Source organism: Pseudalkalibacillus sp. Hm43 (assembly GCF_051842935.1).
In the GTDB taxonomy this organism is placed as follows: domain Bacteria; phylum Bacillota; class Bacilli; order Bacillales; family Fictibacillaceae; genus Pseudalkalibacillus.
In genome coordinates this window covers 1,060,651-1,083,395 of record NZ_JBPXRR010000001.1, presented here as the reverse complement: position 1 = coordinate 1,083,395, position 22,745 = coordinate 1,060,651, and the positions used below count along the sequence as shown (strand labels likewise).

Here is a 22,745-nt window from a genome sequence, read left to right as displayed (position 1 = left end):
CCTTTAATCTTCCAGTTCTTCTTCGTAGGAGTCCGGCTCTTCCTCCGGTTGTTGATTCGGATCGTACAATCCTTGTTCGATGGCTTCCGACTCACTTTTGATATCGATTTTCCATCCAGTCAGTTTGGCAGCTAATCTAGCATTTTGCCCTCTTTTACCGATTGCAAGTGATAGCTGGTAATCCGGTACGATGACCCTCGTCATCTTCTCTTCTTCATTCACTTGGACTTCAAGTACTTTAGAAGGACTTAGTGCATTTGCTACATATTCTACCGGGTCGTTCGACCAGCGTACGATATCGATCTTCTCACCATGCAACTCATTGACAATCGTCTGTACCCGTTGTCCTCGTGGACCTACGCATGATCCGACTGGATCTACTTCAGGATCTTCAGCATGAACTGAGATCTTAGAACGGTCTCCAGCTTCACGGGAAATCGACTTGATTTCTACCGTTCCATCATAGATTTCAGGCACTTCCAACTCGAACAATCTTTTCAAAAGTCCAGGGTGTGTTCTTGATACCATGATCTGAGGACCTTTTGTCGTCTTTTCAACTTTCGTTATGAACACTTTGATCCGATCGTTCGTTTTATAGTTTTCCGCTTGAATCTGTTCAGTAGTAGGAAGCAACGCTTCTACTCTACCAAGGTCGATATACATGAAACGGTGGTCTTGTCTTTGAACCACACCTGTAATGATATCTTCTTCGCGGTCGATGAATTCAGAATAAATGATTCCTCTTTCAGCTTCACGGACTCTTTGTGTAACCACTTGTTTAGCGGTCTGAGCAGCAATCCGGCCGAAATCCTTCGGTGTGACTTCCAATTCGACGACATCCCCAGCTTCGTATTGCGGGTTCATTTCTTTTGCCTGGTCGATTGAAATCTCAAGTCTGCTATCTTCAATTTCTTCGACGACATTTTTTCTTGCAAAAACTTTTACACTGCCCGTATCTTGATTGAAATCTACGCGGACATTTTGAGCCTGATGGAAATTCCTTTTGTATGCTGAGATCAAGGCTGCTTCAATCGCTTCCACGATTACATCCTTGCTTATCCCTTTTTCTTTCTCAAGAACCGTTAGCGCATCCATTAAATCGCTCATCCGTCTCTCCCCCTTGTTTAAAATGATACCGCCAAACGTGCATTGGCAACTTTATCAAACGGTATCTCAATTGTTTTCGTCCTCGTCTTCACACGGACTTCCACTGATAATTCTGTCCCGTCAAAGGACTTCAGAATGCCTTCAAACTCTTTTTGGCCATCGATCTGTTCATATGTCTTAATGAAAACATTCTTTTCAATTGCCTTTTGGAAATCTGATTCTTTTTTTAATGGCCGTTCAACACCAGGTGAAGATACTTCGAGAAAATAAGCTTGAGTGATCGGGTCTACCTGATCCAGTTCTTCACTGAGTTGTTCACTCACTTTCCCGCACTCTTCTATATCCACACCTTCTTCGCTGTCGATGTAGACTCTTAGAAACCAGTTTTTACCCTCTTTCACAAATTCAATATCCACTAGTTCAAGGTCCATGGAATCTAAGATCGGTGTGACGAGTTCTTCTGTAATCTCGGTCACTTTCTGACTCATGAATGGTCCTCCTTTATCGTTTGGAACGTATTAAGACGTCTTTTGCTGTTTCAGCCAATCAAAGAAAGGCTTCACCTTTACAACGGTTTGGCCAAAATGCACTTATCCGTAATATGTAGCCGTAGTTCTCCCTCTTGAAAGTGCAAAAAAAGATCAAACATAAATGAAAGAGTGGGCTGGCACCCACTCCTTCCGACGACCTATTCACTAGTATTTCCAAATTCAATATACCATAAACGTGAGCCTGATTGCAACTTACTGCCCGCCTAGAACAGGGACAGCTGATTGGCATCTGGCAATCCTTCAAGACAACCCTGATCTTCAAGGTATTGAAGAACCGTTTTAGAAATTTTACTTCTCTGTTGCAGATCCTCTTTAGATAGGAATTCTCCGTTTTCTCGCGCCTTCACGATGTTGATCGCTGCGTTTGTCCCCAACCCTGGAATCGCATTGAATGGAGGAATCAACTGATCGCCATCCACAATGAACTCTGAGGCCGAAGATCGATATAAGTCTACCTTCTTGAAGCCGTATCCTCTTTCGCACATTTCAAGAGCCAGCTCCAATACAGTCAGCAACGATTTCTCCTTCGGTGAAGCGTCAAGTCCTTTTTGATTGATTTCATCAATCCGGTTGCGAATGGATGTTGATCCTCGCACCATGGATTCCAGGTCAAAGTCATCTGCACGTACAGTAAAGTACGCAGCGTAGAAAAGAATAGGATGATGGACTTTGAAGTAAGCAATACGGACAGCCATAAGTACATATGCAGCCGCGTGGGCTTTCGGGAACATGTACTTGATCTTTTTACAAGACTCGATATACCAATCAGGTACATCATGCTTCTTCATTTCTTGGATCCATTCATCCTGGAGGCCCTTCCCTTTTCGGACGAACTCCATGATTTTGAACGCGAGAGATGGTTCAAGACCTTTATAGATCAAGTAGATCATAATATCATCACGACAACCGATTACGTCTTTCAGTTCGCAAGTACCATTCGCAATCAACTCATTAGCATTGTTCAACCAAACATCCGTACCGTGGGACAGACCTGAGATCTGAACAAGTTCCGAGAACGTACTCGGTTTTGTATCCTCTAACATCTGCCGGACGAATCTTGTACCGAATTCTGGTATTCCATACGTACCTGTCTTACAAAGGATCTGTTCTTCCGATACACCTAATGATTCCGTTCCACTGAACAACTTCATCACTTCAGCGTCGTCAGTCGGGATCGTCTTCGGATCGATTCCGCTGAGATCCTGGAGCATTCTGATGACAGTCGGATCATCGTGACCAAGTATATCGAGCTTCAACAAGTTGTCATGAATGGAATGGAAATCGAAGTGCGTCGTCTTCCATTCAGACTTTTTATCATCTGCAGGGAATTGAATCGGACAAAAATCAAATATATCCATGTAATCAGGAACGACGATGATACCTCCAGGGTGCTGACCGGTCGTTCGCTTGACCCCAGTACAGCCACTTACGAGCCGATCGATTTCTGCTGAACGATAATGGATATCGTAATCGGATGCATAACCTTTTACAAACCCATAGGCTGTTTTTTCTGCGACTGTACCGATCGTACCAGCACGATATACATAGTCTTCACCGAACAGCTCTTTCGTGTAGTTATGGGCACGAGGCTGATATTCTCCAGAGAAGTTCAAGTCGATATCGGGTACTTTATCCCCTTTGAACCCAAGGAACGTCTCAAACGGAATGTCGTGTCCGTCTTTTTTGAACTGGACGCCACACTTTTCACATTCTTTATCAGGAAGGTCGAACCCTGAACCCACCGACCCGTCATCGAAAAACACCGAGTGTTTGCAAGTAGGACAAACGTAATGCGGCGGGAGAGGGTTCACTTCCGTAATTTCCGTCATCGTCGCAACGAAGGAAGATCCGACAGAACCTCGTGAACCTACCAGGTATCCATCATCCAATGATTTCTTTACGAGTTTATGAGAAATGAGATAGATGACAGCAAAACCATGACCGATGATACTCTTGAGTTCTTTCTCAAGCCGATCTTCTACAAGCTGTGGAAGTTCTTCACCATATATGCTTCTGGCCATGTCATAACTCATGTTACGGATCTCATCATCTGCTCCCTCGATTTTAGGAGTGAACAGATCATCCGGTATCGGTTTCACTTCTTCAATTTGCTCGGCAATGCCTTGGGTCGCTTCCACGACGATTTTCTTCGACATATCGTCACCGAGGAAAGAAAACTCTTCAAGCATCTCATTTGTCGTACGGAAATGGACATCAGGATGTTTCTGCCTGTTCAGCGGATTCGCATTCCCTTGACTTCCAATCAGGATTTTACGATAAATCTTGTCCGTTTCATTCAAGTAGTGGACATTCCCCGTCGCTACGACTGGCTTACCAAGCTTCTCTCCTAGCTTAACGATATTCGTGACGATCTCTTTCAGAGCCAGTTCGTTTTGTACAAGTTCTTTTTCAATCAGATGGGCATAGTTTCCGAGTGGCTGGACTTCTAAATAGTCATAGAATCTCGCAATCTCTTCTACTTCCTCAGGTGATTTCTGCATCATGCCTTCAAACACTTCACCCTTGTCACAACCAGAACCAATCAGAATGCCTTCCCGGTATTTCTTTAGCTTGGATCGAGGAATTCTTGGTGTCCGGTAAAAGTAATTCAGGTGAGACTCTGTTACGAGTTTGTATATGTTCTTCAAACCTTCCTGATTTTTAGCCAGAAGTATGCAGTGAGAAGGTCTTGTTCGTTCAAACCCTGTTTCACCCATATGATCATTGAATTCATCATGATAGGTGATTCCTTTCTCCAGGCTATCTTTCAGCATCTTTACAAGCAAATAACCTGTCGCTTCAGCATCATAGATCGCTCTATGATGCTGGGTCAATTCAATATCGAACTTCTTACACAACGTATTCAATCTATGGTTCTTGAATTCTGGGTATAGGAAACGGCCCAGCTCAAGCGTATCGATCACCGGATTCTTCGCTTCTCCGATTTCAGCTTTACGGAATCCTACATTCAAGAAGCCCATATCAAAGCTCGCATTATGGGCGACTAGAATACTATCACCAATAAACGTATGAAAATCTTTTAGAACCTCTTCGATTTCCGGAGCATTTTCGACCATATCATCAGTAATTCCCGTCAACTCGATGGTAGTCGCTGACAATGGGTGATGAGGGTTGGCGAATGCTTCAAATCGGTCGATGATTTCCCCACCACGGACTTTGACGGCAGCAAGCTCTATGATTTTGTTATAAACAGCTGAAAGTCCTGTGGTCTCAACATCGAAAACGATATACGTTTCATCTTCCAATAACCGATGCTGATCGTTATATGCAATCGGCACTCCATCATCCACCAGGTTCGCTTCCAGCCCATAAAGGACCTTGATACCATGTTTCTTACCTGCAGAATACGCTTCAGGATAAGATTGTACGACAGCGTGGTCCGTTATCGCTACAGCAGGATGCCCCCATTTTGCAGCTTGCTCGACCAATGCTCCTGTAGAAGTAATCGCATCCATCTGGCTCATCGGTGTATGAAGGTGCAGCTCGACGCGCTTCTCATCTTCCGGTGCATCATCCGTTCGTAAACGGGGGCTCAACTCTTCCACATCATTTGCGATCATGACAAGGTCACGGACGAATGTATCGTTTTGAATTCCTCCTCGAACCTTCACCCACATGCCTTTTTTCAACGCTTGAAGTTTCGGAATGTCTTCTTTGTCACGGGAGAACATCTTGATCAGGATAGAGTCCGTATAATCTGTTATTTTAAAGGTCAAAAGCGTTCGTCCGCTTCGCAGTTCTCTCGTCTCTGCATCAAAAACATAACCTTGCAATGTAATCTTACGTTCTTCATCGACGATTGATTGTATTTGTACAGGATCGTCCTTGATTCCATAACCGATTTTCAATTTTTCATCCCGAACTCCATTGTCGAGTTTCTTTTCGGCTTTTTCTTTTTCCATCAAGGCTGCCATTACTTTCGTCTTATCTTCTTGTTCTCGTTGTTCTACGAATCTCTGATAATCCTCTTCATTCTGCTCCACTTTCGTATTGAACATCAGAGTCGGAAAACCATATTGCGAAAAGACAGAACCGATGGTCGGAGCCAATTTACGCTGGAAGAGCATAGCTTGTGCGTCATTGGAGACCGTTACTGTAACCTTGTTCCCTTCAACAACTGGCTTCTTCTCACTCAAGATATCCAATGTCGGAAACGACTGCTCTTGCATCTGATTGACACATAGATCCCAATAACCATTGAAAAGATCATTCGAGAATTCTCTCTGTTCACAGTGAATATGACAATGGACATCAGCGATGGAGTGGAAGGCTTTCTTCAGCATGGTCACGAACAGCTGGTAGCCCTCATAAGGGAGAGGAGAATCAATCGCGATATGGAACGTCCATTTCTTCTGTTCCTTTTGAATGGAGAGCTTTTGTAAGTAGCCCCCTTCAAACAGCGTTCTTTTTTCATCTGGATATCCGATTTGATCCAGTAACAATGACAAGCGCTGCTTACGGATTTCTATATCTTCCATCTGGCTTGGTACTCCTTTCATTTCTTAAAATGGCTTAAAGCTCGTAAGAAAGGTAAGGGACTGACGTAAAACAGTGATTGTCAGTCCCGGAAATCTATTGAACTAGAGATAGTTTTGTCCAAGATAGGCTTCTATTTCAGAGGCTGGCATTTCAAGCTTCTCTCCGCTCTTCCGATCTTTCACTTCGACGATGCCCTCTGATGCTTTCTTCCCTACGATGATTTGGACAGGCACACCGATCAGGTCTGCATCTGTAAATTTGACCCCTGCGCGTTCTTTCCGGTCATCGTACAGGAGATCCATTCGTTTGGAGCTTAGCTCTTCATACATTCTTTCACCCAACTCCGATTGTTCATCGTTTTTAGGGTTCACACAAATCAAGTGGACGTCGAATGGAGAAAGAGCTGCCGGCCATAATACGCCATTATCATCATGCATTTGCTCAACGACAGCTGCCATCGTCCTTGAAACACCGATTCCATAAGAACCCATGATGATTGGAGCAGACTTTCCGTTCTGGTCAAGAATGTTCGCACCTAACGATTCACTGTACTTCGTGCCGAGTTTGAAAACATGTCCAACCTCGATCCCTCTTGCAAACACGATTGTACCTTGTCCGTCTGGTGAAGGGTCACCTTCTTGTATGAAACGAAGGTCTGCATATTGCTGAACCTTGAAATCTCGTTCTGGATTCACATTCTGGTAATGCTCATTCACGCGATTTGCTCCACAAACCCCATTCACGATCGATTGGACCGCATGATCAGCGATGATGAGTACATCATCAGAAACATCGATCGGACCAATGTAGCCAGGCTCACAACCGAGGACTTGTTTCGTTTGTTCTTCTGTTGCCAATTCGACTACTTCAGCATCCAGAACATTTTTAACTTTGACATCGTTGATCTCATGGTCCCCTCTGGAAAGTACGAGGACAGGCTTCTCATCCACCATCCATAACAATGATTTAATGCAATCCTCTTTAGGTACATCCATGAAGTCGGCCACTTCGCTAATTGTCTTCTGGCCTATGGTTTCAACGGATCCCAGTTCTTTTTCTGGATCATCCTTTTTGGAATATTCGACCTTGACTGGCGCCATTTCAATATTAGCTGCGAAATCGGATTCGTTCGAATAGGCGATCGTATCTTCACCAATATCAGCCAGTACCATGAATTCATGCGTATCTTTCCCGCCCATAGCTCCTGAATCAGCAATGACCGCTCGGAAATTCAAACCGCATCGTTCGAATACCCTCTTGTAGGCATTGAAAATATCGTCATAATTCTGGTCGAGACCTTCTTGGTCGACGTCAAAGGAATAAGCATCTTTCATGATGAACTCTCTGCCACGTAACAAACCGAATCTAGGACGTTTTTCATCCCGGAACTTCCCTTGGATCTGATAGAGAACCATAGGCAACTCCTTGTAAGATCTTACTTCATTTCGGAGCAGACTCGTAATCAATTCTTCATGCGTTGCGCCAAGTGCAAATGTCCGATTATGTCGATCGTTCAAACGCATGAGTTCAGGTCCGTATGTATGCCATCTTCCAGACTCTTCCCATAGTTCTGAAGGTTGTAGTGCTGGCATCAGGACTTCTTGTGAGCCGATGCGATCCATCTCTTCGCGGACAATCGTTTCGACTTTCCGTAGCACTTTACGTCCGAGAGGTAAAAAGGAATAAACTCCCGAGACGCTCTGACGTATGTATCCTGCTCTTACTAACAGCTGATGGCTTTTTGCCTCAGCATCAGACGGTACTTCTCTCAATGTTGGAATATATAGTTTGCTTTGTCTCATTACGACACCTTCTTTATCGAATTACTCTCCTTTTAATTTAAAAGGTAGTAGAGCTAAAAATCAACCGTTTAATTAGAAAGCTTTTATAAATGATTGTGTGATTCCTTCGAAATGCACTCCCTTTCCGCGGGCGAACCGCGAGCCTCCTCGCTCATAGCGTGGTTCTGATGGGAATAGTTTGCTGTGGGGTCTCGCCTGGCTCGCTATTCCCGCAGGAGTGTCGTGAATTTCGTGCAAAATCTGGCAAACGTAAAGTTCTTTTTTCAACGATATTTTCTGAAAGATTGTTGCTGCCCTTATACTGAAGAAAGTATTTTATACTTTCTTCATGTGCAAGAGCAACATAGTTTGCAAAAACAGCCCTTACAATACAAAGATAAAAGCCTGATCCGATGAGTGACCATCGGGTCAGGCTTACGTGTTTATACATATTAATTGAAAAAATTAATTGATGAAGAACTTGTGAATGTCATTCCAGGTGACGACAATCATCAGCAGCATCAAGAGTGCAAATCCGATGAAGTGGACGAGACCTTCTTTTTGAGGATCGAGCGGCTTACCGCGGATTCCCTCAAGCGCTAGGAATGTCAAACGTCCGCCATCAAGTGCTGGTAACGGCAATAAGTTGAAGATACCAAGGTTGATACTGAGGAATGCTGCCCATTGTAACAGGACGAACACGCCTTCATCTGCAACCTGGTCCGTATAATTATAGATGCCGACAGGACCTGAAAGATTATCGAATGCGATTTGTCCGGTAACAAGCTGGCCGATCGCTTGTATGATCGCAACGGTCAAATCACCTGTTTTCTCGACCCCGTATTGAAGTGATCCTAACACAGATACTTCTGTTGGCATGTATACGCCGATGAATCCTTCTGCTTTACCGTCTTGACCTTCCCGTTCATTCGGTTTGACCGTGACATTTTGCGTTTCGCCTTCACGTTGGACCGTAAACGTGAGTTCTTGATTCGGATTTTGCTGGATGACGGTTACAAGCTCTCTCCATGTATTCACTGCTTGACCATCAACAGATAAAACTTTATCCCCTTCCTGGAGACCCGCTTCATATGCTGCTCCTTTAGGATCGAGTTGTCCTAATTTTGCTTGGTCGACAGGAATTCCTTGTGTCAACGCATAAACTGTCAATAATACGAATGCCAGCAAGAAGTTCATGAAAGGTCCTGCAAAAATGGCGAGGAACCGATCCCACAACGACTTTGAACCGAACTGGCGATTGTATGGCGCGATTTGCATCGGCATACCATCCTGGACATAGTCCGCTTCAGGATGAACCTGATAGGTCTCCGTCAGTTCATCATTCACGTGACCTCTGATCAATAGGTCCCGTTCAAGATCTGCTTTTTCAACTGTCACGACTTTCGCATCCGGATATCTGGACACTTGATTGGCGATGATTTGTTTCACTTTGCCTTCAGAATCGAACAACATCCCGACACGAGCGCCAGGCTTGATTTCAATTCCTTCCGGGTCTTCTCCAGCCATACGAACGAATCCACCTAGAGGTAAAAGTCGGATCGTATATAACGTCTCACCCTTCTTTGATGAAAATATTTTCGGGCCGAAACCAATCGCGAACTCACGACATAAGATTCCTGCTCTTTTCGCCAGGAGTAAGTGACCGAGTTCATGGAAAAAGACAAGGGCTCCGAAAATGATGATGATGGAGATGATTGTGTTCATTTAAGTGACCACCTTTACACGATAAGTGATTGTACATATTGTCGTACTCTAGCATCTACTTCATGGATATCTTCGAGCGATGGATTTCTCATGATTTCAAAATCATTCAAAGACTTTTCAATGAACGATTCGATTTCTAAGAATGAAATCTGTCCTTTCAAGAAAGCACCTACTGCAGCCTCATTCGCAGCATTCAACACCGTAGGCATCGTTCCACCTGCTTTCCCAGCTTCAAATGCATAGGCGAGACAAGGGAAACGTTGTAGATCCATCTTCTTGAAGTGCAATGTTCCGATATCAACTAAGTTTAACCTTTTTCCACTTGGCACTTCAAGTCGGTCTGGGTGTGTCAAAGCATATTGGATCGGAACTTTCATATCTGGTGTTCCTAAATGAGCGATGATGCTTCCATCTACAAATTCTACCATAGAATGGATGATGCTTTCACGATGGAGTACAACTTCGATATCCTCATATGGTGTACCGAAGAACCAATGAGCTTCGATGACTTCTAACCCTTTATTCATCATAGTTGCTGAATCGATTGTAATTTTGGATCCCATCGACCAATTCGGATGGTTCAATGCTTCTTCTACTGTAACGCCTTCTAGATCCTGTCTAGATTTGTCACGGAAACTTCCTCCCGAAGCGGTCAGTATCATTTTTGACATTTCTGATTGATTTTCTCCATTCAAGCACTGATAGATCGCTGAATGTTCACTATCTACAGGCAGTATTTCCACCTGGTTTCGTTTCGCACGATCCATCACGATGTGCCCTGCGGTAACTAAAGTCTCTTTATTTGCAAGAGCGATCGTCTTCTTTTCATCAATCGCAGCTAGAGTTGGTGCAAGTCCAACACTTCCCATGACGGCATTGATCAACAGATCGGATTCTGGATCTGTTGCAACTTCCAACAACCCTTCTTCCCCATAGTATACGATACAGGAATGTCGGATAGTCCTTTTTAATTCATCCGCTAGATCTTTTGAAGATACGGAGACACGTTGCGGCTTGAATTCTTCAACGAGCTTTGCTCCTAACTCGATGTTCGTTCCGAATGAAAAAGATGTAATGCGAAAATGCTCTGGATGTGCCCGGACCACTTCGAATGCCTGTGTTCCGATCGAACCAGTAGCACCTAGAATGCTGATAGATTTCATACTTTCCTCCCAATGTACTGAATGCTAGGACATCAATTGTATAAGGTGTAAAATCGGCAAAACGAACAGGATGCTATCGAATCTGTCAAGAATCCCTCCATGTCCAGGTAGGATCGTACCCGAGTCTTTCACTTCATAATGTCTTTTGAAAGCAGACTCGACCAGATCTCCAATCTGTCCGAATACACCGATGACCAACGCTGCAAGGACAGCTAGAATCATGGTGGTATAAATAGGGAAGAAGAGTTGGAATATCAAGGCTACGACAACGGCACAAACAAGACCACCCAACGAACCTTCAATCGTCTTGTTCGGACTGATAACCGGCCAAAGCTTCCGTTTCCCAAGTGATTTTCCAAAGAAATAAGCGCCTGTATCCGTTGCCCAAACGATGAATAATACGAAAAACAGGCTCCTTACCCCATTTTCGAGTGCTCTAGTTTCATTGAAATAGAGAAAACCGATTCCTACGTATAAAGTCGACATGATGACGAAACTGGCATCTTCAAACGTAAATCGATTCTTCGTTATGACAGTCCAGGTAAGCAGAGCAAACAGGCCGATAATGATCGTATCGATCTTGATCGTATTCAAATCATATGGTAGTTCTAGAAAATCTTTTGGAATGACCAGGACAATCACTGTAATAAGTGCAATGATCCCTGGTATGTTCTTAAGTCGGATTCCTTTCATCCGTAGTAACTCTTTCAAACCGATCGCGGCGAGCAATGCCATCACACTGTAAAACCATCCACCACCGATGAAAACAATCGGTAAGAATACTAGAGCAGCAAGGACTCCGGTAATGATACGTACTTTCATATAAGCCTCCTAGGGTTACACCCCGCCAAACCTTCTACCTCTGTTCTGATAGTCAAGAATTGCTTGATCCAAATCAGACGCTGTAAAGTCCGGCCAGTACACATCCGTGAACCATAATTCCGTGTAGGCCAGTTGCCATAACATGAAATTGCTCAAACGGATTTCTCCACTCGTACGAATCAACAATTCAGGATCCCCGACTTCACTCGACATCATATAGGAACCGATCAGCTTCTCGTCCACCTCTTCGGACTTGATCTTTCCTTCTTCGATCTCAGAGGCAAGCTGCCTGACAGCTTGTGTAATTTCATATCTGCTCCCATAGTTCAGAGCGAAATTCAATATTAAACCATCGTTATGCTTTGTTCTCTCTACTGCTTCATGAACAGCTTTCAATGTATATGAAGGAACACCCTTCTTCTCTCCCATGATACGAACCTGCACATTTTCTTCAATCAACTCTGGTAAATAAGTCAATAGAAATTGCTCAGGAAGCTTCATGATGAATTCTACTTCTGGTTTCGGACGCTTCCAGTTTTCAGTAGAAAAAGCATACATGGTCAAAGCTTTGACCCCTAATTCGTTTGCTCTCTTGACGACCTTCCTGACAACCTTCATTCCTTCACGGTGTCCTGCAACTCTCGGCAAGCCCCTTTTCTTCGCCCAGCGGCCATTTCCATCCATGATGATGGCGATGTGCCTCGGAATGCGACTTAAATCGAGTTGAATGTCCTTTTTTGATTCTTTATTATTCGTTTTTGTCAAATTCGTAAGCTTGTTCAGCATTATTATGTCCCCCAGAGAGAATAAATCAAACCACTCGTAAGGTTTGTCCAGCATTGTTTCAATCATTTTACTCATTAAGGTGACGATTATGTATATGGGATGAAGGCAGACATGTTTTGGGTAACATATCACTCCTCCATCTTCTAAAAACAGATGCTGTCTTTATGTGCAAAAAACCCTCTATGAAAAAGAGGGTCTTTTTCTTTATCTTATTTTAACTTGAATCAGGTTATACTTCCATGATTTCTTTTTCTTTGTCAGAAGCGATGGAATCGATCTCTGCAACATAACGGTCTGTCAACTTCTGAACTTCATCGTTGTAGTGACGTAGATCGTCTTCCGTCATATCACCGTTCTTCTCAAGCTTCTTCAATTCGTCATTTGCATCCCGACGGATATTTCTGACTGCTACTTTACCTTCTTCCGTATACTTCTTCACAAGCTTCACAAGCTCTTTACGGCGTTCTTCTGTCAGTGCAGGGATTGCAATGCGGATTACATCACCATCATTTGTTGGTGATAAACCGAGTTCCGCTTTTTGGATGCCCTTTTCGATGTCACCGATGACGGATTTGTCATACGGTTGAATCAACAATAGACGTGCTTCAGGAACTGAAATGTTCGCCATCTGATTCAATGGTGTAGGTGCACCATAGTAATCAACGGTTACACGATCCAGCAAAGATGGATTCGCACGTCCTGCTCTTAATGTCGCTAGTTCTCTTCTGTAAGATGCGATTGCTTTTTTCATTCTTTCTTCAGCTTGTTGAATGATTGTGTTTGACATGTTATTTCCCCCTCACAACGGTTCCGATATTTTCACCTTCAATAACTCGTTTGATATTACCCTCTTCCATGATTGAGAATACAATCAGAGGTATATCGTTATCCATACATAAGGATGAAGCTGTAGAATCCATTACCGCAAGTCCTTCTTTCAAGACTTCCAGATAGGAGAGACTGTTGTATTTCTTCGCTGTTTCATCCGTTTTAGGATCAGCTGTATAGACACCATCGACGTTGTTTTTCGCCATCAAAATGACTTCAGCTTCGATTTCAGCAGCACGTAGCGCTGCAGTTGTATCTGTAGAGAAATATGGATTTCCAGTACCAGCAGCAAAGATGACGACACGTTTCTTTTCCAGGTGACGAATCGCTTTTCTACGGATATAAGGTTCAGCCACTTGTCGCATTTCAATAGAGGTTTGAACCCGTGTTTCAACTTCTATATTTTCAAGGCTGTCCTGAAGAGCAAGTGAGTTCATGACAGTAGCCAACATACCCATATAGTCAGCTGTAGCTCTGTCCATTCCCATTTCACTTCCAGCTTTCCCTCTCCATATGTTACCTCCACCGACAACCACTGCAACTTCGACGTTCATTTCGACGAGTTCTTTTACTTGTCTAGCAATCGATTGGATGATTGTTGGGTCGATTCCATATCCGATACTACCGGAAAGTGCTTCTCCGCTCAGTTTTAACACGACTCTGTTATATTTAGGCGTACTCATTTTTTCCCTCCATCAGCGATTCCTCATTTAAATAAATCGATCAAAAGAAAAACTCTGTTATAGGTTTGTAAACAAAGCTTTTTGAAAAAGAGGGAACACATGCTGTGTCCCCCTTCTTGTAGTTGATGTTAAGAAATAAGTTGTCTTTAGGTCAATTATTTCTTAACTTGAGACATTACTTCATCAGCAAAGTTCTCTTCACGCTTTTCCATACCTTCGCCGACTTCGTAACGTACGAAACCTTTTACAGTGCCGCCTTTACTTTCAACATATTTACCTACTTTTTGATCTGGATCTTTTACGAAGCCTTGATCTAACAAGCAGATCTCTTCGAAGTACTTGTTGATTCGGCCAGCAACCATCTTTTCGACGATGTTTTCAGGCTTTCCTTCATTCAATGCTTGTTGAGTCAATACTTCTTTCTCACGAGCAACTTCTTCTTCAGAAACTTGGTCGCGACTGATGTAACGAGGATTTACAGCAGCTACGTGCATAGAAACGTCTTTCGCCACTTCTTCATCCGTTGTACCAGCGACAACAGAAAGTACTCCGATACGTCCTCCCATGTGAAGGTATGCACCAAACGCATCTTGGTCTTCTTTTTCAAGGATAGCGAAACGACGAAGAGAAATCTTTTCTCCAATTTTTGCAATCGCATTGTTGATGTATTCTTCAACAGGAATACTTTGTCCAGTCATTTCTTGCTTAAGAGCGTCTTCTACAGATGCCGGTTTCACTTCTAATAAGTGTGTAGCGATTTCAGCAATCAATTGTTTGAAGGAATCGTTCTTTGCAACGAAGTCTGTTTCAGAATTGACTTCAACGATAACTGCTTCGTTCCCTTTTGTTTCTATGTGAGTAAGACCTTCTGCAGCAATACGGTCTGCTTTCTTAGCTGCTTTAGAGATCCCTTTTTCACGAAGCCAATCGATCGCTTTGTCCATATCTCCGTTGTTTTCTGTAAGAGCTTTCTTACAGTCCATCATTCCTGCGCCAGTTTTTTCACGTAGTTCCTTTACCATTTGTGCAGTAACTGCCATGATAAATTCCTCCTTTAAAATATGTAGCTTCATAAGCTTTGGTTTCAAACTAAATCATTAAAAGGTTGTCCGCAATCATTGTTGCCTAAAACATCACCTTTTGTTTAAAAAAGGTGATAAAGGGTCAGTTCCCCTCTATCACCCTTAATGAGCATTCATTTACGCTTTAACTTCTTCTTCCTCTTCAGAAGAAACTTCTTCAGCGCCGCCTTGGTTTGCTTCAACCACAGCGTCCGCCATCTTGGAAGTCAAGAGTTTGACAGCACGGATTGCGTCATCGTTACCTGGGATGACTACATCCACTTCATCAGGATCACAGTTTGTGTCTACGATCGCAACGATCGGGATGTTCAACTTGCGTGCTTCCGCAATTGCGATGCGCTCTTTACGAGGATCGATTACGAAAAGAACATCTGGAAGTCCGTTCATGTCTTTGATTCCGCCTAGGAATTTCTCAAGACGATCCATTTCCTTTTTAAGAAGGATAACTTCTTTTTTAGGAAGAACATCGAACGTTCCATCTTCTTGCATCTTCTCAAGGTCTTTCAAACGCTTGATACGCTTACGGATCGTGTCAAAGTTAGTCAACGTTCCACCTAACCAACGTTGGTTGATGTAGTATTGACCAGCACGTACCGCTTCGTCTTTAACAGACTCTTGAGCCTGTTTCTTCGTACCGACGAAAAGGATCTTTCCTCCGTCAGCTGCAATGTCGCGCATATAGTTATACGCTTCTTCTACCTTCTTGACTGTCTTTTGAAGGTCGATGATGTAGATGCCGTTACGCTCTGTAAAGATGTAACGTGCCATCTTTGGGTTCCAACGGCGTGTTTGGTGACCGAAGTGAACACCAGCTTCTAACAATTGTTTCATTGAAATTACTGCCATGAATGGCACCTCCTAAGGTTTTTTCCTCCGCCCGCTTCCGAACAACCAAAACTTATTCAATAGTTAAACTTCAAATAAGCACCGATGGTTGAATCCACGAACGTGTGTGGTAATGTTGATATAAATCCTATATCACTAAACACCGAGAATAAATATAACACATACTGTGTGAATCTAGCAAGTATCTATCGCCCATCTTGGTGAAATTTTATGAGCAACTCGATCTCACCCTTACCTTTATCCACTTTTTTAGCGATTTCTTCTATTGTATATCCTTTGTCTTTGAGAGATAGTACTTGAGACAATAAGGATGGACCGAACGTCTCTTTCGTATCGTCAACCGGTGGAGTGTATGGTTCACTCACATCCTCGGTTCGAACAAAATCGGATGTTTCTATTTGGCGTTCAGAATCATCCGAGATTTGCAGATCTTTATATTGTTCGGACTTTTGGAGGTGGGGTTCCTTCGATTGCGTCACTTGTTGCAACTCTTTAAGGAAGGCATCATTCTCTTCTTTCATTTCGGTCGTATAGGCAAGAAGGATGTCTTCCATTTCTTGCTTAGCCTTTTTCACATCATAGTCGTCTGTTGCCTGGAATTTCTTCCATAATATAATAATGGAGAGAAGTGTGATGATGTGTATGAGAAAACTGATACCGAGTAAAAATCCTGTCATCTTCTCCTCCTAACCAGAAAAATCTACGTTGTGACCTTTATAAGGGTGTTTTGCGTCACCGTCTTCTTGTTCCTTGTTGTTTTTATGGCTTCTACCGCTTTGGGAACTTGATTGTTCATTGTCATTCCATTCGGAGTGAGTGGTCTCTTCGTGCTTTTCAACGCTCTTTCGCTTCATCTCTTGCGCTTTCTTTTCCGCTTCAGCAGATTGAGCTTGATTGATTTGTGATTGTTGCTGGAGCTGTTCCTGGACCTTACCTGCATCTTGTGTTCTTGGTATCGCAACTTGTAGCTCTATCAATTTCAGACTCATCTTTTCACTCCTCCATGCAAAAAATCGTTATTCTTTGATAGGTTGAATGATGACTTCGCCTGATGATAGCTTCACTTCTACTGCCTTATAGTCCGATTTGATCACTCGTTTGTACTTTCCGAATGTGACTTCTACGCCTGGATAAACAACACCTTTTACATATAAGGATAGATCATGGACATCTATGAAATCCTCCGCAACGAGATCGAGCTCCCCCTTCAGTTGCTCAATAAAACTCTCGGATTGCAAGTAGGTATTCTTTATCCTGAGAAGTAAGAGCCGCTCCTTCGTTGTACGCTGATTTTCGTCTTTTTGTTCGATTTTAGCCTGTAGCAATCTTAGTTTTTTCAGATTATCCTCTTCTTCTGTAATCTTCTTGGATAGATGCTCATGCTTTTGGATGACATGGGGAGGGACTCCGAAGTAGAAGTTGGTTTTCGTCATCAAATCATTGCCAGCTTGATTCAAATGAATATTGCCCCCAGAAGTGATATTCCCCCCATGGACAATACCTTTACCATTTTGACAGAAGATATGACCGTCCACTTGGATATCGCTATGGTTGATCAGACCTACATGCAAGTCACCACCAGCGATGACTTTCCCTTGATTGATATGACCTGTGCGGATATCACAGCCAGCTTCAATCTTCCCTTTCCCTTGACCGGCAATACCATTCCGGATGAATACAGAACCTCCCGCTTTAATATCAGAAGCTTCCACCGAACCGTTGATCCGGACATCTCCATCCGCACGGATCGTATAACCTGAAGGCACATCACCATGGATATGGATGTTTCCGGTAAAAGTTAAATTCCCTGTCTTCAAATCCAGATCTCCATGCACTTCGTAAACAGGAAAAACGTGAACGGATCTCTTTTGGTAACTGACTTGTCCATCTGTCAGGGAATAGACCTTGTTTTCTTTTTCAGCAATACGGATGTTTTTCGTTTTCTTAACCCGAATCGGCTTGCCTGGTTTCGCTTTGACGGTATCGCCTAGAACATTGACACCATCTGTACCTTCGGTGTGGTGGACAATTTCAGCAATCAAATCCCCTTGTTTGACGGATTGGATGTAAGTAGGGGATCTCAGGTCAATGTAACGTTCGTCCAGATCAGGTGTACGCTCTTCTTCCTTCAATACTGGGCTGATATACCCCGGTTGACCATTGACAGGTTTCGTACCTTTTGCCACGACAATGGGTTCCATCCAATGTTCAGACAGCTGTACCAATTCATCGATGATGTCATGTTGTATGCCATTCACGACATCATTGTCAGATAGATACTGGATGAGTCCCTCGGATGTCAATTCACCTTCAAATGAGGAGACCGGCACTAATATCGCTGTCATTCCACTGTCTTTGATTTTTAGTTGTACGTTTCCTGAAACAAGATCAATCCCCACAAATGAACTTCCTTCCTTAATTCAAGTATTTGTTCAGTACACCACGTAATTTGAATAGTGCCTTGGAGTGGATCTGTGATATCCGGGAAGTTGATAATCCAAGAACCTGTCCAATCTCAGTCAATGTCAGTTCTTCATAGTAGAAGAGACTTACGACGAGCTGTTCTTTTTCATTCAATTCATGGATGATATCCGTCAGATGTTTATGTAACTCTTCTGTTAAAATCATGCTTTCAGGTGTGTCTATTTTCTTATCTTCAATCGTATAACCGACCTTTTCATTCGTATCGCTGTCTTTATTCTCTTCATCAATGGAGAGGACATTCGCCAGAAAGCTTTCGGACATGATGCTGAGTACTTCATCTTCTGACAGGTCGATTTCTGATGCGACTTCTGATGCGCTCACTGAACGCATCTTTTCCTGCTCCATCCGTTCGATGGTCATTTCAATTTTCTTCGTTTTCTCCCTCAACGATCTTGGCAGCCAATCTTCACGACGAAGTCCATCGAGTATGGCACCTCTAATCCGGAAAGAAGCATACGTATCAAATTTCAAGTCTCTCGTAGGATCGAATTTTTTCAAGGCATCATACAATCCTAACAGTCCATGACTGCGAAGCTCATCCTTATTGACATTCCGTGGTAATCCTACAGCAATCCGTTGAACATGATATTGGACCAAGGGTAAATGCATTTCCAATAAGGCTTGACATGAATCTTTGTCACGGAATTTCGACCAGTTATCCCAATGTACACTCGCTTCAGAAGTTGCCCCTTTACGCATCCAATCCCTCCTTACCTTCATTCTAAATCCACCGTTAAATGGACTAAATCGTTCTCATGCCTTTGTGGATCGTCCGAATCATCAATTCTCCGTTATCTGTATTGAACTCGATCGTTCTTCCGTTTTGACCGCCGACATCTTCAGCAACGATCTGTATGTCAAGTGTCCTCAGAACTTCTTTGACGGCCTCTGCATTCCTTGGTCCCACTCTCAGCGCTTCACTTTTTCCTGTAAACTGGAACATTTGAGCGCCACCAGCCATCTTCGCTTGCAAATTCCTTCTATTAATTCGATAAGTTTGCACCATCTCATTCACCATCGCAGGTATAGCCGTGTCTGCATATTTAGCTAAGTTGAAAGTAGTTCCTCTTGTCAGCTCGGAACTCGGGAGCATGACATGTGCCATACCAGCCACCTTAGCAGCGGGTTCGTAAACAACCACTCCGATACATGAGCCGAGACCTGTCGTTTTCAGGAGTTGAGGTGATTTGGCAAGCTGGTAATCCGATATTTTGACCTGGATGGTTTCAATGGTTTTATTCATTAATCGAAACTCCTAAAGAATGAAAGATCTTTTCGAAAGAGTCAGGGTCAGGCAACAACAGAAAGTGTCCATCAATGCCGGTCTGCAACCCATCTGATTCTTTCAACTGTGTATCTATGATAATGGCATAATCACTTACTTGTGACATCTCAACAAGACCGAATGATAACACTGCCGCCGCCATGTCGATCGTCAAATAAGGCACCGAGGGCGATAGCTTCAATCCGGTAAAATCAGAAAAGGAAGAAAGATAGGATCCCGCTAAAATATTGCCTGTTTCCTGTAAAGCTGAACGTGTCATTTCACAATCATAAAAGCTGTTTTCATCGATACTCTCATCGCCTGTCAGTTGTTTAAGATAGGATACAGCCTCTTCAATGGTCAGAATGAAGTACATGTTACCAGGCGCATCCCCTGTGACACGGAGGAAAGTGGCCGCAACTACGGTGTCTTCTCCTCCGAGCAACTCAGTCACTTCGTGAAAAGGAGCCAACTTGACAGATGGAACATTCATATCGATTGACTTGTTGACGAGTTCAGATAACGCGGTAGCGGCATGCCCCGCTCCGATATTACCGATCTCTTTCAGTATGTCTTTATGGAAGTCTGTCAATCTTTCAGGTGTGATCATTCACCCTTCTCCTTGAATTGTCGGAGTGCGATGATCTCTTCTGGGTTCAACACTTTATCCAGGTTAAGCAAAATCAATAATCTCTTTTCGAGTTTCGCCACACCATCCAAATATTCTGCATCAATTCCACCTACGACTTTAGGAGCCTGTTCCACAGCGTTTGCTGGTACATCAATGACGTCATTCGCAGAATCTACAATCATGCCTACTTCGAGATCATTTGCATTGACGATGATGATTCTTGTTTCATCCGTCGGTTCGGTTTCTTCGATATCGAAACGGCTTCTTAAATCTATGATAGGAGTAACAATTCCTCTTAAATTGATGACACCTTTTACGAAAGAAGGCGTTCTCGGGACTCTAGTAATCTCTTGTAGACGCTCGATGGAACGGACTTGATGAACATCCACACCATATTCTTCATCTTTAAGCTGGAATACGATCGCTTTCATTTCGGTTTCTACTGTTTTCACTTCGGACATTCTGAATCCTCCCTTATTTGATTAGATCGTTGCAATCAAGTATTAACGAAACCTTACCATCCCCAAGAATCGTAGCACCAGATATGGCGAAGACATTGGTCAGGTAATCTCCTAACGGTTTAAGGACGACTTCTTGCTGGCTGATGAATCGGTCGACGATCAAGGCTGCCATCTGATCTCCTTTTCGGACGACCACGATGGAATAAGTATCCTTTTCTTCTCCCACTGACTCGACTTCCAAAACATCTTTCATAGACACAAGCGGGACAACCTTGCCTCTGAAATCAATGACCAATTGGTTGTGTGCTTTCATCACATCACCCTTTGGAATGATGATGCTCTCCACTATGTTGGAAAGAGGAATCGCATATGTTTCGAGTCCGATCGTGACCAACATGACCGGTAAGATCGACAACGTCAACGGCAATTGGATTGCGAACTTGGAACCGCGTCCCGGCTTGGAGGTTACATGGATGTGACCTCCCAATGATTCAATCTTACTCTTGACGACATCAAGACCGACACCCCGACCTGAAATATCGGAAACAGTATCTGCAGTACTGAATCCAGAAGCGAACAATAGCTGAAACACTTCTTCGTCTTCCAGCTTTTCTGCCATCGCTTCATCGACGATATTGTTTTCAATCGCCTTCTTCAGGACCTTATCACGATTGATTCCGCCACCATCATCCTCAATATCGATGTAGATGTGGTTACCACTGTGATAGGCGGTGAGTGATATCGTACCAACTTCAGGTTTACCAGCTTCTGATCGCTTCTCCGGCATTTCGATTCCATGATCGACGGAGTTCCTTAACAGATGGACGAGTGGATCACCGATTTCATCAATGACCGTACGATCCAGTTCAGTCTCTCCACCAGTTACATTGAACTCGATTTTCTTGCCTAAATCTTTTGAAAGACTTCGAATCATACGCGGGAATCGATTGAATACAGTATCGATCTGCACCATCCTCAACGTCATGAGTGAATCTTGTAAGTCACTGGTCAAACGAGTGATATGCTCAACGGTATCTGTCAAACTACCGTTATCTATTTCTTTCGCGAGTGCTTCCAACCTGCCCCGGTCGATGACAAGTTCTTCGAAGAGGTTCATCAAACTATCCAATCGATTGATGTTGACTCGCATCGTCTTGTTGCTTGCTGCGGCTTTCGCGTTTTTCGTATTTTCCGGTTCTTTTTCCTGTTTCTTCTCTACAGGTTTATCCGTTTCAATTGCAGCTGCCGCTTCCTGAGTTGCCTCACTCGCCTCTTTCGTTGCATTGAATGGCGTAACCGAAACTGTCTCTACTTCTGAAACCTTACCGATTTTCGTTTGGACTTCATCTGCGTCCAAGTCAGTGATCAAGGTCACCGTAAAGTCTTGATCGAACTTCTCTTCTTCCAAATCGCTGACTGCCGGTGAAGAGTGGATGACTTCAGAGATTTTTTCAATGACTTCGAAAACCATATAAACGCGGGCAGCTTTAAGCATACATGTGCTCTCTAACGTTACCTTGACCGTAAATGCATTCATTCCTTGATCAATGGATTGCTGTAGGATCGACTTCTGAAACTCATCTAACCCAGTATCCTCTGAGCCAGTTTGAGATGATGGAGTTCCGGAATCTGAATCCGGATCCTCTCCTTTTTCGATCAAATTCAATGTATGGACGATGTCTTTCACATCCCGTTTACCATCCCCGCCTGCGATGATGGATTCAACCATCGCTTCAAGATGATCAACTGATTCGAACAATGCATCCACAGTGTGATCCTTGACGGTAATTTTCTCTTGTCTGATCGCATCCAATACGTTCTCCATCTGATGGGTAAGACTCGCTAAGTCTTCATATCCCATTGATGCAGACATCCCCTTTAATGTATGTGCAGATCGGAAAATGTCGTTGATGATCGCTATGTTTGATGGATCGTTTTCAAGCTTCAACATATGTTCGTTGATAGCTTGAAGGTGTTCCCGACTCTCCTCAACGAAAATCTCAAGGTATTGGTTCATATCCATATGTACAA

General features: G+C 43.4%; 20 protein-coding genes. All 20 read right to left on the bottom strand.

From position 1 onward, the window contains the following. Nucleotides 1-3: 3 nt before the first annotated feature. Nucleotides 4-1,107 (bottom strand): transcription termination factor NusA, encoded by a 1,104-nt coding sequence (gene nusA / locus ACSVDE_RS05745; protein WP_439299984.1) that lies wholly within the window; start codon nt 1,105-1,107, stop codon nt 4-6. 17 nt (nt 1,108-1,124) lie between these two features. Further along, entirely contained in the window at nt 1,125-1,595 is a 471-nt protein-coding gene (gene rimP / locus ACSVDE_RS05740) for a ribosome maturation factor RimP (protein ID WP_439299983.1), read from the bottom strand. Between the two features lie 266 nt (nt 1,596-1,861). Continuing rightward, nucleotides 1,862-6,157, bottom strand: coding sequence for a PolC-type DNA polymerase III (locus ACSVDE_RS05735; protein WP_439299982.1), 4,296 nt, complete (start codon nt 6,155-6,157; stop codon nt 1,862-1,864). Between the two features lie 102 nt (nt 6,158-6,259). Next, nucleotides 6,260-7,960 (bottom strand): proline--tRNA ligase, encoded by a 1,701-nt coding sequence (locus ACSVDE_RS05730; protein WP_439299981.1) that lies wholly within the window; start codon nt 7,958-7,960, stop codon nt 6,260-6,262. Nucleotides 7,961-8,404: 444 nt separating this feature from the next. Next, nucleotides 8,405-9,664, bottom strand: a complete 1,260-nt coding sequence (rseP, locus tag ACSVDE_RS05725) for an RIP metalloprotease RseP (protein ID WP_439299980.1) — start codon at nt 9,662-9,664, stop codon at nt 8,405-8,407. Nucleotides 9,665-9,678: 14 nt separating this feature from the next. Beyond that, nucleotides 9,679-10,827: a 1-deoxy-D-xylulose-5-phosphate reductoisomerase gene (locus ACSVDE_RS05720; RefSeq protein WP_439299979.1), complete on the bottom strand. Its 1,149-nt coding sequence runs from the start codon at nt 10,825-10,827 to the stop codon at nt 9,679-9,681. Between the two features lie 24 nt (nt 10,828-10,851). Further along, nucleotides 10,852-11,649, bottom strand: a complete 798-nt coding sequence (locus ACSVDE_RS05715; protein ID WP_439299978.1) for a phosphatidate cytidylyltransferase — start codon at nt 11,647-11,649, stop codon at nt 10,852-10,854. Between the two features lie 15 nt (nt 11,650-11,664). Beyond that, nucleotides 11,665-12,435, bottom strand: a complete 771-nt coding sequence (locus ACSVDE_RS05710) for an isoprenyl transferase (protein ID WP_439299977.1) — start codon at nt 12,433-12,435, stop codon at nt 11,665-11,667. Between the two features lie 229 nt (nt 12,436-12,664). Beyond that, a complete protein-coding gene (frr, locus tag ACSVDE_RS05705; RefSeq protein ID WP_439299976.1) occupies nt 12,665-13,222 on the bottom strand; it encodes a ribosome recycling factor in 558 nt (185 codons plus the stop codon). Between the two features lies 1 nt (nt 13,223). Beyond that, on the bottom strand, nt 13,224-13,946 hold the full coding sequence (gene pyrH, locus ACSVDE_RS05700; protein WP_226550758.1) for a UMP kinase: 723 nt from the start codon (nt 13,944-13,946) through the stop codon (nt 13,224-13,226). A 155-nt stretch (nt 13,947-14,101) separates the two neighbouring features. Further along, a complete protein-coding gene (gene tsf, locus ACSVDE_RS05695) occupies nt 14,102-14,986 on the bottom strand; it encodes a translation elongation factor Ts (RefSeq protein WP_439299975.1) in 885 nt (294 codons plus the stop codon). Between the two features lie 159 nt (nt 14,987-15,145). Next, nucleotides 15,146-15,874, bottom strand: coding sequence for a 30S ribosomal protein S2 (gene rpsB, locus ACSVDE_RS05690; protein WP_439299974.1), 729 nt, complete (start codon nt 15,872-15,874; stop codon nt 15,146-15,148). A 185-nt stretch (nt 15,875-16,059) separates the two neighbouring features. After that, nucleotides 16,060-16,551, bottom strand: coding sequence for a DUF6115 domain-containing protein (locus ACSVDE_RS05685; protein ID WP_439299973.1), 492 nt, complete (start codon nt 16,549-16,551; stop codon nt 16,060-16,062). 9 nt (nt 16,552-16,560) lie between these two features. After that, complete coding sequence (locus ACSVDE_RS05680) at nt 16,561-16,863, bottom strand: hypothetical protein (RefSeq protein ID WP_439299972.1); 303 nt, start codon at nt 16,861-16,863, stop codon at nt 16,561-16,563. Nucleotides 16,864-16,890: 27 nt separating this feature from the next. Continuing rightward, the gene (locus ACSVDE_RS05675; protein WP_439299971.1) at nt 16,891-18,273 is read right to left on the bottom strand and encodes a DUF342 domain-containing protein; all 1,383 of its coding nucleotides are present in this window, start codon (nt 18,271-18,273) and stop codon (nt 16,891-16,893) included. Nucleotides 18,274-18,289: 16 nt separating this feature from the next. After that, nucleotides 18,290-19,057, bottom strand: coding sequence for a FliA/WhiG family RNA polymerase sigma factor (locus ACSVDE_RS05670; RefSeq protein ID WP_439299970.1), 768 nt, complete (start codon nt 19,055-19,057; stop codon nt 18,290-18,292). A gap of 43 nt (nt 19,058-19,100) precedes the next feature. After that, nucleotides 19,101-19,601 carry a chemotaxis protein CheD gene (locus tag ACSVDE_RS05665; protein ID WP_439299969.1) on the bottom strand — a complete coding sequence of 167 codons (501 nt, stop codon included), beginning with the start codon at nt 19,599-19,601 and terminating at the stop codon, nt 19,101-19,103. Beyond that, the gene (locus ACSVDE_RS05660) at nt 19,594-20,232 is read right to left on the bottom strand and encodes a chemotaxis protein CheC (protein ID WP_439299968.1); all 639 of its coding nucleotides are present in this window, start codon (nt 20,230-20,232) and stop codon (nt 19,594-19,596) included. Before ACSVDE_RS05660 ends, ACSVDE_RS05665 begins: the two co-directional genes overlap by 8 nt. Next, a complete protein-coding gene (locus tag ACSVDE_RS05655; RefSeq protein ID WP_226550791.1) occupies nt 20,229-20,714 on the bottom strand; it encodes a chemotaxis protein CheW in 486 nt (161 codons plus the stop codon). The genes ACSVDE_RS05660 and ACSVDE_RS05655 overlap by 4 nt, the downstream gene beginning before the upstream one ends. 13 nt (nt 20,715-20,727) lie before the next feature. Continuing rightward, nucleotides 20,728-22,737: a chemotaxis protein CheW gene (locus ACSVDE_RS05650; RefSeq protein ID WP_439299967.1), complete on the bottom strand. Its 2,010-nt coding sequence runs from the start codon at nt 22,735-22,737 to the stop codon at nt 20,728-20,730. Nucleotides 22,738-22,745: the final 8 nt, after the last annotated feature.

Excerpts from the sequence above, each read along its gene's own strand:
- ACSVDE_RS05680 (WP_439299972.1), bottom strand. The coding sequence starts at position 16,863 with ATGAGTCTGAAATTGATAGAGCTACAAGTTGCGATACCAAGAACACAA.
- rpsB (WP_439299974.1), bottom strand. The coding sequence starts at position 15,874 with ATGGCAGTAATTTCAATGAAACAATTGTTAGAAGCTGGTGTTCACTTC.
- ACSVDE_RS05715 (WP_439299978.1), bottom strand. The coding sequence starts at position 11,649 with ATGAAAGTACGTATCATTACCGGAGTCCTTGCTGCTCTAGTATTCTTA.
- ACSVDE_RS05710 (WP_439299977.1), bottom strand. The coding sequence starts at position 12,435 with ATGCTGAACAAGCTTACGAATTTGACAAAAACGAATAATAAAGAATCA.
- rimP (WP_439299983.1), bottom strand. The coding sequence starts at position 1,595 with ATGAGTCAGAAAGTGACCGAGATTACAGAAGAACTCGTCACACCGATC.
- ACSVDE_RS05655 (WP_226550791.1), bottom strand. The coding sequence starts at position 20,714 with ATGTCCGAAGTGAAAACAGTAGAAACCGAAATGAAAGCGATCGTATTC.
- ACSVDE_RS05660 (WP_439299968.1), bottom strand. The coding sequence starts at position 20,232 with ATGATCACACCTGAAAGATTGACAGACTTCCATAAAGACATACTGAAA.
- ACSVDE_RS05720 (WP_439299979.1), bottom strand. The coding sequence starts at position 10,827 with ATGAAATCTATCAGCATTCTAGGTGCTACTGGTTCGATCGGAACACAG.
- pyrH (WP_226550758.1), bottom strand. The coding sequence starts at position 13,946 with ATGAGTACGCCTAAATATAACAGAGTCGTGTTAAAACTGAGCGGAGAA.
- ACSVDE_RS05735 (WP_439299982.1), bottom strand. The coding sequence starts at position 6,157 with ATGGAAGATATAGAAATCCGTAAGCAGCGCTTGTCATTGTTACTGGAT.
- rseP (WP_439299980.1), bottom strand. The coding sequence starts at position 9,664 with ATGAACACAATCATCTCCATCATCATCATTTTCGGAGCCCTTGTCTTT.
- tsf (WP_439299975.1), bottom strand. The coding sequence starts at position 14,986 with ATGGCAGTTACTGCACAAATGGTAAAGGAACTACGTGAAAAAACTGGC.
- nusA (WP_439299984.1), bottom strand. The coding sequence starts at position 1,107 with ATGAGCGATTTAATGGATGCGCTAACGGTTCTTGAGAAAGAAAAAGGG.
- ACSVDE_RS05650 (WP_439299967.1), bottom strand. The coding sequence starts at position 22,737 with ATGGATATGAACCAATACCTTGAGATTTTCGTTGAGGAGAGTCGGGAA.
- ACSVDE_RS05670 (WP_439299970.1), bottom strand. The coding sequence starts at position 19,057 with ATGCGTAAAGGGGCAACTTCTGAAGCGAGTGTACATTGGGATAACTGG.
- ACSVDE_RS05730 (WP_439299981.1), bottom strand. The coding sequence starts at position 7,960 with ATGAGACAAAGCAAACTATATATTCCAACATTGAGAGAAGTACCGTCT.
- frr (WP_439299976.1), bottom strand. The coding sequence starts at position 13,222 with ATGTCAAACACAATCATTCAACAAGCTGAAGAAAGAATGAAAAAAGCA.
- ACSVDE_RS05685 (WP_439299973.1), bottom strand. The coding sequence starts at position 16,551 with ATGACAGGATTTTTACTCGGTATCAGTTTTCTCATACACATCATCACA.
- ACSVDE_RS05665 (WP_439299969.1), bottom strand. The coding sequence starts at position 19,601 with ATGAATAAAACCATTGAAACCATCCAGGTCAAAATATCGGATTACCAG.